General features: G+C 70.5%; 13 protein-coding genes and 2 pseudogenes. 9 read left to right on the top strand and 6 right to left on the bottom strand.

Annotated elements, in window-relative coordinates; translation table 11 throughout:
* Window positions 1–125 (bottom strand): annotated as a pseudogene (locus tag ASJ79_RS34940) (aldehyde dehydrogenase family protein); the annotation flags it as partial.
* Window positions 126–156: 31 nt separating this feature from the next.
* Window positions 157–864: an alpha/beta fold hydrolase gene (locus tag ASJ79_RS04610; protein ID WP_067953565.1), complete on the bottom strand. Its 708-nt coding sequence runs from the start codon at window positions 862–864 to the stop codon at window positions 157–159.
* A 140-nt stretch (window positions 865–1,004) separates the two neighbouring features.
* Between ASJ79_RS04610 and ASJ79_RS04605 the strand changes: the two genes are divergently transcribed.
* Window positions 1,005–1,376 carry an OB-fold nucleic acid binding domain-containing protein gene (locus ASJ79_RS04605; RefSeq protein ID WP_067953564.1) on the top strand — a complete coding sequence of 124 codons (372 nt, stop codon included), beginning with the start codon at window positions 1,005–1,007 and terminating at the stop codon, window positions 1,374–1,376.
* The gene (locus ASJ79_RS04600; RefSeq protein ID WP_067953563.1) at window positions 1,373–2,074 is read left to right on the top strand and encodes a DUF3159 domain-containing protein; all 702 of its coding nucleotides are present in this window, start codon (window positions 1,373–1,375) and stop codon (window positions 2,072–2,074) included. Before ASJ79_RS04605 ends, ASJ79_RS04600 begins: the two co-directional genes overlap by 4 nt.
* 5 nt (window positions 2,075–2,079) lie before the next feature.
* Here ASJ79_RS04600 and ASJ79_RS04595 read toward each other — a convergent pair whose 3' ends face one another.
* On the bottom strand, window positions 2,080–2,745 hold the full coding sequence (locus tag ASJ79_RS04595; RefSeq protein ID WP_067953562.1) for a TrkA family potassium uptake protein: 666 nt from the start codon (window positions 2,743–2,745) through the stop codon (window positions 2,080–2,082).
* Complete coding sequence (locus ASJ79_RS04590; RefSeq protein ID WP_067953561.1) at window positions 2,742–3,413, bottom strand: TrkA family potassium uptake protein; 672 nt, start codon at window positions 3,411–3,413, stop codon at window positions 2,742–2,744. The genes ASJ79_RS04595 and ASJ79_RS04590 overlap by 4 nt, the downstream gene beginning before the upstream one ends.
* Window positions 3,414–3,513: 100 nt before the next feature.
* Here ASJ79_RS04590 and ASJ79_RS04585 point away from each other — a divergent pair, with 100 nt between their 5' ends.
* From ASJ79_RS04585 to ASJ79_RS04565, 5 genes and pseudogenes are all read left to right on the top strand, one after another.
* Entirely contained in the window at window positions 3,514–5,508 is a 1,995-nt protein-coding gene (locus ASJ79_RS04585; RefSeq protein ID WP_067953560.1) for an APC family permease, read from the top strand.
* On the top strand, window positions 5,505–6,689 hold the full coding sequence (locus ASJ79_RS04580) for a class I SAM-dependent RNA methyltransferase (protein ID WP_067953559.1): 1,185 nt from the start codon (window positions 5,505–5,507) through the stop codon (window positions 6,687–6,689). Before ASJ79_RS04585 ends, ASJ79_RS04580 begins: the two co-directional genes overlap by 4 nt.
* 41 nt (window positions 6,690–6,730) lie before the next feature.
* Window positions 6,731–8,094 (top strand): annotated as a pseudogene (gene nhaA, locus ASJ79_RS04575) (Na+/H+ antiporter NhaA).
* Between the two features lie 28 nt (window positions 8,095–8,122).
* Entirely contained in the window at window positions 8,123–10,036 is a 1,914-nt protein-coding gene (gene dxs / locus ASJ79_RS04570; RefSeq protein WP_067953557.1) for a 1-deoxy-D-xylulose-5-phosphate synthase, read from the top strand.
* 29 nt (window positions 10,037–10,065) lie between these two features.
* Window positions 10,066–11,229 (top strand): S9 family peptidase, encoded by a 1,164-nt coding sequence (locus tag ASJ79_RS04565; RefSeq protein ID WP_067953556.1) that lies wholly within the window; start codon window positions 10,066–10,068, stop codon window positions 11,227–11,229.
* Window positions 11,230–11,258: 29 nt separating this feature from the next.
* Here the strand turns inward: ASJ79_RS04565 and ASJ79_RS04560 are convergent, their stop codons facing one another.
* Together ASJ79_RS04560 and ASJ79_RS04555 are read right to left on the bottom strand one after the other, a co-directional pair.
* Window positions 11,259–12,536, bottom strand: a complete 1,278-nt coding sequence (locus ASJ79_RS04560; protein ID WP_067953555.1) for a ribonuclease D — start codon at window positions 12,534–12,536, stop codon at window positions 11,259–11,261.
* A gap of 5 nt (window positions 12,537–12,541) precedes the next feature.
* Window positions 12,542–13,123 carry a DUF3000 domain-containing protein gene (locus tag ASJ79_RS04555; protein ID WP_067953554.1) on the bottom strand — a complete coding sequence of 194 codons (582 nt, stop codon included), beginning with the start codon at window positions 13,121–13,123 and terminating at the stop codon, window positions 12,542–12,544.
* A gap of 85 nt (window positions 13,124–13,208) precedes the next feature.
* Here ASJ79_RS04555 and hemE point away from each other — a divergent pair, with 85 nt between their 5' ends.
* Both hemE and ASJ79_RS04545 read left to right on the top strand, forming a co-directional pair.
* Entirely contained in the window at window positions 13,209–14,273 is a 1,065-nt protein-coding gene (hemE, locus tag ASJ79_RS04550) for a uroporphyrinogen decarboxylase (protein WP_067953553.1), read from the top strand.
* Window positions 14,270–15,193, top strand: a 924-nt coding sequence (locus tag ASJ79_RS04545; RefSeq protein ID WP_197420068.1) for an FAD-dependent oxidoreductase, incomplete at its 3' end; no start/stop codon positions are given. The genes hemE and ASJ79_RS04545, both read left to right, overlap by 4 nt.

Raw genomic sequence — 15,193 nt, 5'->3', positions numbered from 1 at the left:
GGACCCAGCTTGTTGAGGATGACCTCGATCGGGAAGTTCGACGGCGTCACCGCCGCGACCACCCCGACGGGTTCCTTGACCACGGTGCGGATGTTGCGCGCACCGAACAGTCCGCCGCCGTCGAGCAGGGGTCGGCGATGCAGCAGCTGCGGACCATCACCGGCGGATAGCTTCCTCAAGCGCGCCGAGGCATTCGGCGCCGAGCACCGCCGGATCGGCCCCGATCGCGTCGAGGGTGAGGGTCCTCAGCGCCGCGCACGGTGCGGCGGTGGCCCACTCGACGCCCACCTCCATCGGGTGCACCGCATCGTCGGTGGCCGACACCACGCCGAGCGGGGCGCTGAGGCGCTCGAGCTCGATGCTGGTCGGCGCGACGTACCGGGCCGCCTCGTCCAGCGCGTCCGGCAGCGCGGGCCATTGGCCGAGCCACGACCGGGTCAGCTCCTCGGCGAGCCAACGCGGGCTCGTCGCCTGCATCTGTGTCATGGCTGCGGCCAGTCCGTCCCGGCGCAGCATCTCGGCCGAATAGCGCGCGGCCGCGGCGGCCGGGGCGGTGTCGGGGTTCCCGGTCCAGGCCGGTAGCACCGCCAGCACCGCGACCACCTCGTTCGGGTGGGCGAGCGCCCACTCCACGGCCACCGCCGCGCCGATCGACACCCCACCCACCACGATCGGTCCGGACTGTGCGGCGTCGCGCAGCTCGTCGCGGTAGCCGTCGAGGAGGCGGTCCGGCTGCGGCGGCGGGGCGACCACGACCGCACCCGCCCCGTGCAACGCCGGGGCGAACGCGCGGTAGACGAAGTCGTCGTCGGAGCCCGTTCCGGGCAACAGGACCGCGGTGGCGCCGCGCAGATTGACCGTCATGTTTCGATCGTGCCCGGTCGTGGAAATCACAGCGACGCGACCCCACGCCGTAGTTAGCATCTGGGAACCAAGAGGTCTACCGTGGCGTTGGTTCAACAGAATCCATACGAATATGGATTGGCAGAAGGTCAGGAGAGGCCATGGCCACGGCCGAGGGATATCTTCGCCGGCTCACCCGTCGGTTGACCGAAGATCCGGAGCAACTCGACGTCGAAGAGCTCAGCGACGAAGCCGCCAGCACAGGCGCCCAGAAGGCGATCGACTGTCAGCGCGGCCAGGAAGTGACGATGATCGGCACCCTGCGCAGCGTCGCGTGCAACGGCAAGAGCTGCGCGGGCGGGGTCAAGGCGGAACTGTTCGACGGCACGGACTCGGTGATGCTGGTGTGGTTGGGACAGCGCCGCATCCCGGGCATCGAGTCGGGTCGCACCCTGAAGGTGCACGGCCGGGTCGGCAAGCTCGACAACGGAGCCAAGGCGATCTACAACCCCCACTACGAGATCCAGAAGTGAGCGACCCCGGCACCGATCCGGGCAAGCAGGAGACCTCTCCGTTACGCGGCGCCGCCGTCCTGGAACAGATGGGCGGCATCAGCGGCCTGATCTATTCGTCTCTGCCCGTCGTCGTGTTCGTCCCGGTCTCCTCGGCGTTCGGGCTGATGCCGGCCATCGGCGCCGCACTGGCCGTCGCCACGGCGATCCTGATCTGGCGGCTGATCCGTCGGGAGACCGCGCAGCCGGCGATCTCCGGGTTCTTCGCCGTCGGCATCAGCGCGTTGATCGCCTATCTGGTCGGCGCCTCCAAGGGATATTTCCTGCTCGGCATCTGGACGTCGTTGTTCTGGGCGGTCGTGTTCACGCTGTCGGTGGTGGTGCGCCGGCCCGTCGTCGGCTACATCTGGGGCTGGGTGCACGTCGGTGACCGGCGCTGGCGCGAGGAGCGCCGGGCTGTGCGCGCCTTCGACGTCGCGACGTTGGTGTGGGCCGCGGTGTTCACGTCACGGTTCGTGGTCCAGCACCACCTCTACGACGCCGATCAGACCGGCTGGCTCGGGGTGGCGCGCATCGCGATGGGATGGCCGCTGACCGCGGTGGCCGCGCTGGTCACCTACCTCGCGATCCGGGCGGCTCAGCGGGCGCTGCGGGAAGGTGGTCTGCGGGAACCGGCCACCAGCGACGACGTCGACGACGCCGCCCGCGAGCCGAACTGACGGTGCTACCGCTGCTGCGGGTTGAGCACCAGCGCCCGCAGCTCGTCCTCGGCCTCGGTGACGGCGACGAACAGCAACTCGTCCCCGCCTTCCAGCGGCTCGTCGCGTTCGGGGACGATCACGCGCGGACCCCGCAGGATGGTCACCAGGGTCGCGTCCCTGGGCAGCTCGAGGCGTTTGACCGGTTTGCCGCCCCACGGGGTGTCGTCGGGCAGCGTGATCTCGACGAGGTTGGCCTGCCCCTTGCGGAACTCCATCAGCCGGACCAGATCACCGACCGACACCGCCTCCTCCACCAGGGACGCCAGCATGCGCGGTGTCGAGACCGCGACGTCGACGCCCCACGCCTCGTCGAAGAGCCATTCGTTGCGGGGGTCGTTGACGCGCGCCACCACCCGCGGGACCGCGAACTCCGTCTTGGCCAGCAGGCTGACCACGACGTTGGCCTTGTCGTCGCCGGTGGCGGCGATCACGACGTCGAACTCCTCCAGCCTGACCGATTCGAGCAGGCTGAGCTCGCACGCGTCGCCGAGCCGCCAGTTCGCGGCGGGAACCGCCTCGACGTCGATGTGGTCGGGGTTGCGCTCGAGCAGGGTGACCTCGTGCAGCTCGACGAGCTCGCGGGCGATGGACCTGCCCACGGCGCCTGCCCCGGCGATCGCGACTTTCACGCGTCGGCCTCCTCGCTCGGCGGCAGTGCCGCGATCGCCAGCGCCTCGGCGATGTGCCCGGAGACCGCCGCGAGGTAGACCTGGTCGCCGGCCTGGATGACGGTCTTCGCATCGGGCAGCAGCCCGGCGCCGAAACGGATCATGAACGCCACCCGGCCCGAGGTCGCCGATTCCAGGTCGGTGATGCGGCGGCCCACCCAGTCCTCGTGCAGTGCCAGCTCGGTGACCCCGACGTTCCCGGTGGGATCGCGCCACTTGGTGGTCTCGGTCTCGCGCGTCAGCACGTTGAGCAACCGGTCGGTGGTCCACGGCACGGTGGCCACGGTGGGGATGCCGAGCCGTTCGTAGACCGCCGCGCGCTTGGCGTCGTAGATGCGGGCCACGACGCGTTGCACGCCGAAGGTCTCGCGGGCGACCCGCGCAGAGATGATGTTGGAGTTGTCGCCGGAGGACACGGCGGCGAAGGCCGAGGCGCCTTCGATGCCGGCGCGGATCAGCACGTCGCGGTCGAATCCCATGCCGAGAACCCGCTCACCGGGGAAGTCGGGGGAGAGCCGGTGGAACGCGGTGCCGTCGCGGTCGATCACGGCGACGTCGTGGCCGATCCTGGCCAGGCTGTCCGAAAGGGAGGCGCCGACGCGGCCACATCCCATCACCACTACACGCACCTGACGGTCCTTTCCCGGCCGAGGTCGCTGCAAAACCCGTGCACCCGGAACGCTACCGCTTTCCGACGGAGGTGGGTCTTCGGGCTTACCCTTGGCACTCGTGTCCAAGCTTTCGACCGTCACCCGGCGACTGGTGCTGGGCCGGCCGTTCCGCAGCGACAAGCTGTCGCACACGCTGCTGCCCAAACGGATAGCGCTACCGGTCTTCGCCTCCGATGCGCTGTCCTCGACGGCGTACGCGCCCGAGGAGATCTTCCTGGTGTTGTCGGTCGCGGGCCTGGCCGCGTACTCGATGGCGCCGTGGATCGGCCTGGCGGTCGCGGCGGTGATGCTGATCGTGATCGCCAGCTATCGCCAGAACGTGCACGCCTACCCGTCCGGCGGCGGGGACTACGAGGTGGTGACAACCAATCTCGGGCCCACCGCCGGTCTCACCGTGGCCAGTGCGCTGCTGGTGGACTACGTGTTGACCGTCGCGGTGTCGATGTCCTCGGCGATGTCGAACATCGGGTCTGCGGTGCCCTTCGTCAACGACCACAAGGTCCTGTTCGCGGTCGTAGCGATCCTGCTGCTGGCCTCGCTGAACATGCGCGGTATCCGCGAATCCGGCACGGCCTTCGCGATTCCCACCTACGCGTTCATGCTCGGCATGTTCCTGATGCTGGGCTGGGGCTTCTTTCAGATCTACGCGCTGGGCACCCCGCTGCGGGCCGAATCCGCCGACTTCGAGATGCATTCCGAACACGGCGACATCCTGGGCTTCGCGCTGGTGTTCCTGGTCGCGCGAGCGTTCTCGTCGGGCAGCGCGGCGCTGACCGGCGTCGAGGCGATCAGCAACGGTGTGCCCGCGTTCCGTAAACCCAAGTCCCGCAACGCGGCCACCACGCTGCTGCTGCTGGGCGTGATCGCGATCACGCTGTTCATGGGGATCATCCTGCTGGCCAGGGCGATCGGCGTGCAGATCGCCGAACGTCCTCTCGAACAGCTCGACGGCGCGCCGGCCGACTACCACCAGAAGACCCTGATCGCGCAGCTCGCCGAGACGGTGTTCCACACCTTCCCGCCCGGGCTGTTCCTCATCACCGGCGTCACCGCGCTGATCCTGGTGCTGGCCGCCAACACCGCGTTCAACGGCTTTCCGGTGCTGGGATCGATTCTGGCGCAAGACCGTTTCCTGCCGCGGCAGCTGCACACCCGTGGCGACCGGCTGGCCTTCTCCAACGGCATCCTGTTCCTGGCCTTCGGCGCGATCGCGTTCGTGGTCGCCTTCCAGGCCGAGGTCACCGCGCTGATCCAGCTCTACATCGTCGGGGTGTTCGTGTCGTTCACCCTGAGCCAGATCGGAATGGTCCGGCACTGGACCCGGCTGCTGCGCACGGAGACCGACCCTGCCGCGCGCGGGCGGATGCTGCGGGCCCGGGTCATCAACACGGTCGGCCTGGTGTGCACGGGCACCGTGCTGGTCATCGTCGTGATCACCAAGTTCGTCGTCGGGGCGTGGATCGCGATCCTGGCGATGGCGGCGCTGTTCGGGATCATGAAGCTGATCCACCGGCACTACGCGGCGGTCAGCCGGGAGCTGGACGCGCAGGCGGCCGAGACCGAGGACATCGTGCTGCCCAGCCGCAACCACGCGGTCGTGCTGGTGTCCAACCTGCATCTGCCCACGCTGCGGGCGCTGGCGTACGCACGGGCCACCAGACCCGATGTGCTGGAGGCGATCACGGTCAGCGTGGACGACGCCGAGACCCGCCAGCTCGTACACAAGTGGGAGCACAGCGACATCAGCGTGCCGTTGAAGGTGATCGCCTCGCCGTACCGGGAGATCACCCGCCCGGTGCTCGACTACGTCAAACGGGTGAGCAAGGACTCGCCGCGCACGGTCGTCACCGTGTTCATCCCCGAGTACGTCGTCGGGCACTGGTGGGAACAGGTGCTGCACAACCAGAGCGCGCTGCGCCTGAAGGGCCGGCTGCTGTTCGAGCCCAACGTGATGGTGACTTCGGTTCCGTGGCAGTTGACTTCGTCGGAACGACTCAAGAAGCTGGCGCCGCAGTCCGCGCCGGGAGATGCGCGTAAAGGGTTCCTGGATTGAGCGACGACCTCGTGTTGACCACCACCGCCGCGGCCAACGGCGGCAGCTGTGTCGCGCGCCACGACGGCCGGGTGGTGTTCGTCCGCCACGCGTTGCCCGGGGAGACGGTCCGGGCCCGGTTGGTGGGGGACCGCGGGTCCTACTGGAACGCCGAGACGGTCGAGGTGCTCGAGGCCTCGCCCGACCGGGTCGACCCGATCTGCCCGATCGCCGGGGCGGAGGGGTCGGGCTGCTGCGACCTGGCCTTCGCCGAACCGTCGGCGGTACGCCGGATCAAAGGTGCTGTTGTCGCGAATCAGCTTGCCCGCCTTGGTAATTATCGCTGGCGCGACGAGGCGGAGGCCACCGCCGAACCGGTCGGGGACGGCGGCGCCACCGGGTGGCGCACCAGGGTGCGGCTCGACACATCCGCCGACGGCCGCGTCGGCTTCCACCGCTACCACAGCGCCGAGCTGGTGCACCGGCTCGACTGTGCCCAGCTGCCCGCCGGCATGCTCGACGACCTGGCCGACATGCGGTGTCCGGCCGACAGCGCGGTCCATGTCGTCGTCGACGACGACGGCAACCGGCACATCGCGCACGCCGGACGCGGCCGGCGCACCACCGTCGTGGAGGGCGACTACGAGGCGGTGCAGCGGGTCGGCGGCCGTTCCTGGCAGCTCCCGGTCACCGCGTTCTGGCAGGCCCACCGCGACGCGCCCGCGCTCTACAGCGGGCTGGTCGCGCAGTGGGCCCAGCTGGAGGCGGGCATGACCGTGTGGGACCTGTACGGCGGTGCGGGGGTTTTCGCCGCCGCACTGGCCCGCGGCGTCGGCGACGGGGGCGCGGTGCTGACCGTGGACACCTCCCGCGGCGCATCCCGGTCGGCGCGTGCCGCACTTGCCGACCTCGGCAACGTGACCGTGGTCACCGATTCGGTGCGCCGCGCCCTGTCCGGCCGGCGGAGCCGCGCCGACGTCGCCGTCCTGGATCCGCCCCGCACCGGCGCCGGTCGCGAGGTCATCGATCTGCTGGCCGCCGCCGAAGTACCCCGCATCATTCACATCGGTTGCGAGGCAGCGTCATTCGCACGGGACGTGGGCCTGTACCAGGCGCACGGGTACGCGGTGGAGGAGTTGCGGGTGTTCGACTCGTTCCCGCTGACCCATCACGTCGAGTGTGCCGTCGTGCTCACCCGGTAGTATCGTGGCCGTTCTCAGGTGTGCCGGGAAGTCTGGTCGGCGTGTATTCCCCGTATTCACCGACGACCAGTGAGGCCGACTTGTGACGCCCGATCCCAGCACGCGACGTAATCGACTCTTCTCCCGCGGTTCGTGGTCGGAGACCAGCCGGGTCACCGAGATCCTGCGCAAGGAGACCGTCGGCGGGGTGATCCTGCTCATCGCGGCGACCGCGGCGCTGGTGTGGGCGAATTCGCCGTGGTCGGACGGCTACTTCGCGTTGCGCGACGCCGAAATCGGTGGAGAGCCGTTCGGCCTGCACCTGATGCTCTCGGTCGGCACGTGGGCTGCCGACGGGCTACTCGCCATCTTCTTCTTCGTGGTGGGCCTGGAGCTGAAACGCGAGTTCGTCGCCGGGGATCTGCGTGATCCCAGTAAGGCGGCGCTGCCGATCGCGGCCGCGGTCGGCGGGATGGTGGTGCCGGCGCTGATCTTCGTCGCGTTCACTGCGCCGGTGGGCGGCGACGCCCTGCAGGGCTGGGCCATTCCGACCGCGACGGACATCGCCTTCGCCGTGGCGGTGCTCGCGGTGATCTCCACGCATCTGCCGTCGGCGTTGCGGACCTTCCTGCTGACGTTGGCCGTGGTGGACGATCTGCTGGCGGTCACCGTCATCGCGGTCTTCTACACCGACGACATCAACGTCGGCGCGCTGGCACTGGCCGCCGTGCCGCTGACGCTGTTCGGGATCTGCGTGCAGCGCCGGGTGCGGTCGTGGTGGTTGCTCATCCCACTGGCGGTCGTGACGTGGGCGCTGGTGCACGAGTCCGGCGTCCACGCCACCGTGGCCGGCGTCCTGCTCGGCTTCCTGGTGCCGGTCGTGCGCAGCAAGGCCGCCGGCGGGCCGGACGCCGGGCCGGGGCTGGCCGAGCACTTCGAACACCGGCTCAGGCCGATCTCGGCGGGGCTGGCGATACCGGTGTTCGCGTTCTTCGCCGCCGGTGTCGACCTCGGTGGGCTGAGTGGGCTCGCACGCGCGCTGCAGGATCCGATCACGCTGGGCATCGTCGCGGGTCTGGTGGCCGGTAAGCCGATCGGGATCTTCCTGACCACCCGCGTGCTCGCCGCGGTCACCCGCGCCAATCTGGACAGTGCGCTGCGATGGGTCGACGTCCTCGGTGTGGCGTTGCTGGCCGGGATCGGTTTCACGGTGTCGTTGCTGATCGGGGATCTCGCGTACGGCTACGGATCCGAACGTCACGAATTCGTAAAGGTCGGGGTGTTGTCCGGATCACTGCTGGCCGCCGGGTTGGCGACCGTGCTGCTGCTGGCCAGAAACCGCGTCTACCGGCGCATACACCAGGAGGAGACGGCGGACGCCGACCACGACGGCGTGCCGGATGTGTACCAGACTCGACAGGACTGACGGTGACGGCCGTGCGTAGACTGGCGGGATGCTTGAACAGATCCGCGGTCCCGCTGATCTGCAGCACCTGTCGCAGGCACAGCTGGAGGACCTGGCCCGCGAAATCCGTGACTTCCTGATCCACAAGGTCGCGGCGACGGGTGGGCACCTGGGACCCAACCTCGGCGTTGTCGAGTTGACGCTGGCGCTGCACCGGGTCTTCGATTCCCCGCACGACCCGATCGTGTTCGACACCGGGCATCAGGCCTACGTGCACAAGATGCTCACCGGCCGCAGCCAGGATTTCGGTTCGCTGCGCAAGAAGGACGGCCTGTCCGGCTACCCGTCGCGCTCCGAGAGCGAGCACGACTGGGTGGAATCCAGCCACGCCAGCTCGGCCCTGTCGTATGCCGACGGTCTGGCGAAGGCCTTCGAGCTGTCCGGGCACCGCAACCGGCATGTGGTGGCCGTGGTCGGGGACGGCGCGCTGACCGGTGGGATGTGCTGGGAGGCGATGAACAACATCGCGGCGTCGCGGCGTCCGGTGGTGATCGTGGTCAACGACAACGGCCGCAGCTATGCCCCGACGATCGGCGGTTTCGCCGAGCACCTGGCCGGGCTGCGCCTGCAACCGGGATACGAGCGCTTCCTCGAAGAGAGCCGCAGGGCGGTGCGCGGCGTGCCGATGATCGGCGAGTTCTGCTACCAGTGCATGCACAGCATCAAGGCCGGTATCAAGGACGCGCTGTCGCCGCAGGTGATGTTCACCGACCTGGGCCTGAAGTACGTGGGCCCGATCGACGGCCACGACGAGCACGCCGTGGAGAGCGCGCTGCGCCACGCCCGCGCGTTCAATGCCCCGGTCGTGGTGCACGTCGTGACCCGCAAGGGCATGGGCTATGCGCCCGCCGAGAACGACGAAGACGACCAGATGCACGCCTGCGGCGTCATCGATCCCGAGACCGGCCTGGCCACCTCGGTGCCCGGCCCGGGGTGGACGTCGACGTTCTCCGAGGCGCTGATCCGGATCGCGGGCAAGCGCCGCGACGTCGTCGCGATCACCGCGGCGATGCCCGGACCGACCGGACTGAGCGCGTTCCGTGAACGCTTCCCGGACCGGTTCTTCGACGTGGGCATCGCCGAGCAACACGCGATGACGTCGGCCGCGGGGCTGGCGATGGGGGGCATGCACCCCGTGGTGGCGATCTACTCGACGTTCCTCAACCGCGCGTTCGACCAGATGCTGATGGACGTCGCGCTGCACAAGCTGCCGGTGACGCTGGTGCTGGACCGGTCCGGGATCACCGGACCCGACGGCGCCAGCCACAACGGCATGTGGGACCTGTCGATCCTGGGCATCGTGCCCGGTATGCGGGTCGCGGCGCCGCGCGACGGCGCGCGGCTGCGTGAGGAACTCGGTGAAGCCGTCGAGACCGACGACGGCCCCACCGCCATCAGATTCCCGAAAGGCGATGTCGGCGAGGACATTCCGGCGATCGAACGACGCGACGGGGTGGACATCCTTGCGGTGCCGGCCGACGGGATGTCCGAGGACGTGCTGATGGTCGCCGTCGGCCCGTTCGCCGCGATGGCGCTGGCGACCGCGGAGCGGCTGCGCAACCAGGGCATCGGTGTGACCGTGGTGGACCCGCGGTGGGTGCTGCCCGTCCCCGAGCAGATCGCCACCCTGGCGGTCCGGCACAAGCTCGTCGTCACTCTCGAGGACAACGGCGGCCACGGCGGTGTCGGGTCGGCGGTGTCGGCTGCGTTGCGGGGCAAGGAGATCGACGTGCCGTGCCGTGACGCCGCGCTGCCCCAGGAGTTCTTCGCACACGCCTCGCGTGGTGAGGTGCTGGCCGCGGTCGGACTGACCGAACGCAACATCGCCCGCCAGATCACCGGTTGGGTGGCCGCGCTCGGCGCCACGGCCGGCGAGCCCGAGGTCAGCGAGCGCGTCGACTGACCGTGATCGGATCCCACTCCGCCCGCCTCATGGGCGCGGCACTGCTGACGACGGCTGCGCTGGTGGGCTGTGCCCCCGCCGCGGACGCCGCGACACCCGTGTGGTCGGGTCTGGATGCCCGGGTGCGCGACGTGCCTGCGGCGGCGCCGGGCACGCTGCTTGAGACGGTCCCGCTGGATCCCGCGCTGTCGGTGGCCGGCGCCGGCGCGGCCTACCGCATCCTGTACTCCACAATCGACCAGCACGACCGCCCGGCGGTGAGCACCGCGGTGGTCTTCATTCCCAGAACGGCTGTGCCCCAGGGTGGTTGGCCCGTGGTGGCGTGGGCGCACGGCACCGTCGGGCTCGGTGACGACTGCACGCCCTCGGCGTTGCCCCGCACCGGCCGCGACGGGGAGTACCTGTCGCACTGGCTCGAGCAGGGTTACGCGGTGGTGGGCAGCGACTACACCGGACTCGGCACACCGGGGCTGATGAGCTACCTCAACAGCCGGACGACCGCGCGTTCGGTGGTGGACTCGGTGATCGCCGCACACGAGATGGGGCTGGATCTGTCCCCGAAGTGGGCGGTCGTCGGGCAGTCGCAGGGCGGGGGAGCCGCCGTCGCGACGGCCCGGTGGGCCACCGAGTTCGGTGCCGGGCACGGGCTGGACTACCGCGGTGTGGTCGCCACCGGCACCCCGGCCGGCGTCGAGACCATCGTCAAACAGGCCGGCCCCGACATGGCCCTTCCGCCCGAGCTCGGGCCGATGGGCAGCGCCTACACCGCATACATCGTCGCGGCGCTGCGCGAGGCGCGACCCGACCTCGACCTGAACCGGGTGCTGACCCCGGCGGGCCGGGACGCCGCGGACAAGGCCGAAACCGTCTGTGCCCGAGACCTTCCCGCTGAATTGGACGGGGTGACCGTTCCCGCGTTCTTCACCGCGCCGCTGCTGTCGATCCCCGGTGCCGACGAGGCGATCGATGCGTTCATGGGGATCCCGGTATCCGGCTATGACCGGCCGGTGTTCCTCGGAGTCGGCATGCAGGACCGCGACGTGCCTCCGAACCTGACGCTGCGGTTCGCCGAACGGCTGCAGGGCAACGGCGAGGACGTGACACTCAAGGTGTACCCGGACGCCGACCACAGCGGCACGGTGCTGGAGTCGATACCCGACTCGACGCCGTTCCTGGCGCGCGCGTTCGGCTGATCACCGGGGACGGCAGGCCCGGCCAGGTCTCACCCGGCGGTGGTCAACGCTTTCGCCAGCACCGGGACGGTCAGTTCGCGCTGCCACTGACGTGCCGCGGAATTACGCAGGAAGGCCTCCACGGCGGCCGCGGTGCCGTCGATGCCGTCGACGGGCTGCCAGTCCCAGCACAGCCGTCGCACGATCTCCGGGGACAGCAGGTTCTCGACGGGTACCGAAACCCGTTGTGCGAGCGCGGACAACTCGGCGCGCACGGCTTCCAGCCGGGCGGCCGCCTCGGGCTTGCGGCGCGCCCACCGGGACGCCGGCGGAGGACCGTTGGACGGTTCCTGCGTATCCGGTGGGTCGGCCGCCCGGGCGCGGGCCAACGCGTCCAGCCACACTTGAGCGCTGCGCCGCTGCTTGGAACCGCCGAAAATCGGTAGCGCGGTCAGCTTTTCGACGGTATCTGGGTTGACGGTCGCCGCGTTGACGATCGCGCTGTCGGGCAGGATCCGGCCCGGGGCGATGTCGCGGCGGCGCGCGATCTGGTCCCGGGTGGTCCACAGCTCCCGCACCGCGGCCAGTGCCCGCGGATCGCGGACCTTGTGGATGCCCGAGGTGCGCCGCCAGCGGTCGCGTCTGGTCGGGGCCGGCTCGAAGGTCCGCAGAAACTCGAATTCCTGTGCCGCCCAGTCCGATTTGCCCTGCTCCTGCAACACCTGGGCGACCGCGTCGCGCAGGTCGATGAGCACCTCGACGTCCAGCGCGGCGTAGTTCAGCCACTCGGCGGGCAGCGGCCGTTTCGACCAGTCCGCGGCGCCGTGGCCCTTGGTCAGCTGCAGGCCCAGCAGGCGCTGCACCATCGCGGCGAGGTTGACGCGCTCGTAGTTGGCCAGCCGGCCCGCGAGTTCGGTGTCGTACAGCGACGGCGGCCGCATGCCGATCTCGGCCAGGCACGGCAGGTCCTGGTCGGCGGCGTGCAGCACCCACTCCGCGTCGGACAACACCTCGGCCACGGGCGCGAGCACCTCCAGCGGATCGCCGCCGTGGCTGACGGGGTCGATCAGCACGGTGCCCGCGCCCGCCCGCCGGATCTGGACCAGATAGGCGCGGTTCGAGTACCGGAACCCCGACGCGCGCTCGGCGTCGACCGCGAACGGCCCGTGCCCGGACCCCAGCAGGTCCGCGGCCGCGGCGATCTCGTAGCGGCTGACGGACACGCCGGGCACCCCGTCGCGGGGGGCCAGCAGCGGTTCGGCGTCCGGGATCTGCTCGTCGGCGGCGTCGGCGTCCACGGACGAGCCTGCTGTCTCTGGTTCGGACATCGTGTTCAGGCGCGGGTACGCGAGCTCAGATCGGTCACGCCGGTGGGCGGCAGTCCCGCGGCGTGCTCGAGCACCTCGCAGAACGCCTCCACGTGGGGGCCGAGATCCAGGTCGGTGGCCGTCCAGGAGGCGCGCAGCTCCAGCTGGTGCGCGCGGGGTGGCCCCGAGATGTCGCCGTAGCGCACCGAGGTGGTGGCCGTGACGGTGCCGCCGAGCGCGGTGACGTGTTCGGCCCGCTCGTTCAGCGCGTCGACGAGCCAGCTCCACGCGACCTCGGGCAGCAGCGGATCCACCGCCTCGGAGGAATCCAGATCGGCCTGGATGTAGGCGACGAGCCGCATCGTGCCGTCCCACGCGTCGGCGCCTTCGGGATCGTGCAGCAGAATCAGCCGGCCGAACGCGTCGCCCTCGGAGCGCTCGGGGATGATCGCCGTCTCGGCGTGCTTGACCTCGGCGCCCAGCGCATAGCTGAACGGCGCCAGGCGCTGCGGCGGCCGGATCGGGCCCAGCTCGATCTCCGGCCGTACGGTGGTGGCATTCATCGCCGCCACCGCTTCTCGGAATTGGGCCGGTTCGGCGGTGGTCACGTCGTTTGACGCTAGCCGATTCGGCCACGTCTGTGCTCATGGCGCGCCGATCCGGGGGCGACCCGGCATGGCAGCATGGTGGGCGATGAACACGCGCCGCGAGCTGCCCGAATCCCCCTACCTGGCCGCAGTCGCCGGTCGCAAGCCCCTCCGGGTGCCGGTGTGGATGATGCGGCAGGCGGGGCGGTCGCTGCCCGAGTACCGGGAGCTGCGGTCCAGGAACACCATGATGCAGGCCTGTTTCGACGCCGACCTGATCACCGAGATCACGCTGCAGCCGGTGCGCAGGCACGGCGTCGACGCGGCGATCCTGTTCTCCGACATCGTGGTGCCGCTGCGCGCCGCAGGCATCGACCTGGACATCGTTCCCGACGTCGGGCCGGTGATCGCGCACCCGATCCGCACGGCAGGCGACGTCGCGGGGATCAGGCCGCTGGAAGCCGCGCAGGTGGCGCCCGTGGCGACCGCGGTCGGCCGGCTGGTCACCGAGCTCGGCGACGTGCCGCTGATCGGGTTCGCCGGCGCCCCGTTCACGCTGGCGTCCTACCTCGTCGAGGGCGGTCCGAGCCGCAACCACGAGCGCACCAAGGCGATGATGCTCGGCGACACCGCCACCTGGCACGCGTTGATGTCGGCGCTGACCGACGTCACGATCGCGTTCCTGCGCACCCAGCTCGACGCCGGAGTCGACGCCATCCAGGTGTTCGACTCGTGGGCCGGGACGCTGTCGCTGGCCGACTACCGCGCCTACGTGCTGCCGCACAGCGCGCGGGTGTTCGCGTCGCTGGCCGAGTACGGGGTGCCGATGACGCACTTCGGGGTCGGCACCGCCGAACTGCTGGGCGCGATGTCGGAGGCGGTGACCGGTCACGGCGTGCCCGCGGTGGTGGGAGTGGACTGGCGCACGGCGCTGACCGACGCCGCGGCGCGGGTGCGGCCGGGCACCGCGCTGCAGGGCAACCTGGACCCGGTGGTGCTGCTGGCGGGCTGGCCGGTGGTGGAACGCGCGGTACGGGCGGTCGTCGAGGACGGCAGGCGTGCGGTCGACGCCGGCGCGGCCGGGCATGTGTTCAACCTCGGCCATGGCGTGCTGCCGGCCACCGACCCTGCCGTGATCAGCGACGCCGTGGCGCTGGTGCACGAGCTGTGAACGCAGCGGCTCCGCTGCGGTATTGCGTTGTCGGCGGCGGTATCTCGGGTCTGACCGCCGCGTACCGGCTGCGGGTGGCGGCGGGCCCGGACGCGTCGATCACGGTGCTCGACCCCGCCGATCGGCTCGGCGGGGTGCTGCGCACCGAACGCATCGGCGGGCAGCTGCTCGACGTCGGTGCCGAGGCGTTCGTCGCGCGCAGACCGGAAGTGCCGGCACTGCTGGCCGAACTCGGCCTGGCCGGCAGGCAGATCGCCACCTCGGGTGCACGGCCGCTGATCTACAGCGAGGGACGGCTGCACCCGCTGCCCAAGGACACCGTGCAGGGCATTCCGTCGCAGCCTGCCGCGCTCGCCGGGCTGGTGGACGACGCGACGATCCGGTGGATGCTCGACGAGCCACGGCGCCCCTTCTCCTGGCGCCACGGCGCCGACCCGTCGGTCGCCGACCTCGTCGGCGACCGGTTCGGTGAACAGGTCGTGCTCCGCTCGGTCGATCCGCTGCTGGCCGGGGTGTACGCCGGCTCGGCGGCGACCATCGGTCTCCGCGCGGGAGCGCCGACGGTCGCCGCGGCCCTCGATGGCGGCGCCCGCAACCTCACCGAGGCGGTGACCAGGGCACTGCCACCGCCGCAGCCCGGGTCCGTGTTCGGTGCCGTCGACGGCGGATACCAGGTGCTGATCGACGAACTCGTGCGGCGTTCGCGGCTCGAGTGGGCCCAGGTCGCGGTGCACGGTGTGCGCCGGGACGGCCGTGGCTGGGAGGTGCTCGACGACGAGGGCGCCGGCTGGCCCGCCGACACCAGCGCTCCCAAGGCGGCGAACCCCGCGACATCGTGCTGGCCGACCAGGCCTCCGACGACGAACACCAGCGTGACTGCGGCACCGACGCGAAGCGGCGCGGCCAGGCCGACCCTGCGG

Source organism: Mycobacterium sp. NAZ190054 (assembly GCF_001545925.1).
Taxonomy (GTDB): domain Bacteria; phylum Actinomycetota; class Actinomycetes; order Mycobacteriales; family Mycobacteriaceae; genus Mycobacterium.
The sequence above is the reverse complement of the archived record's forward strand: the minus strand, read 5'-3'. Positions and strand labels throughout refer to the sequence as shown.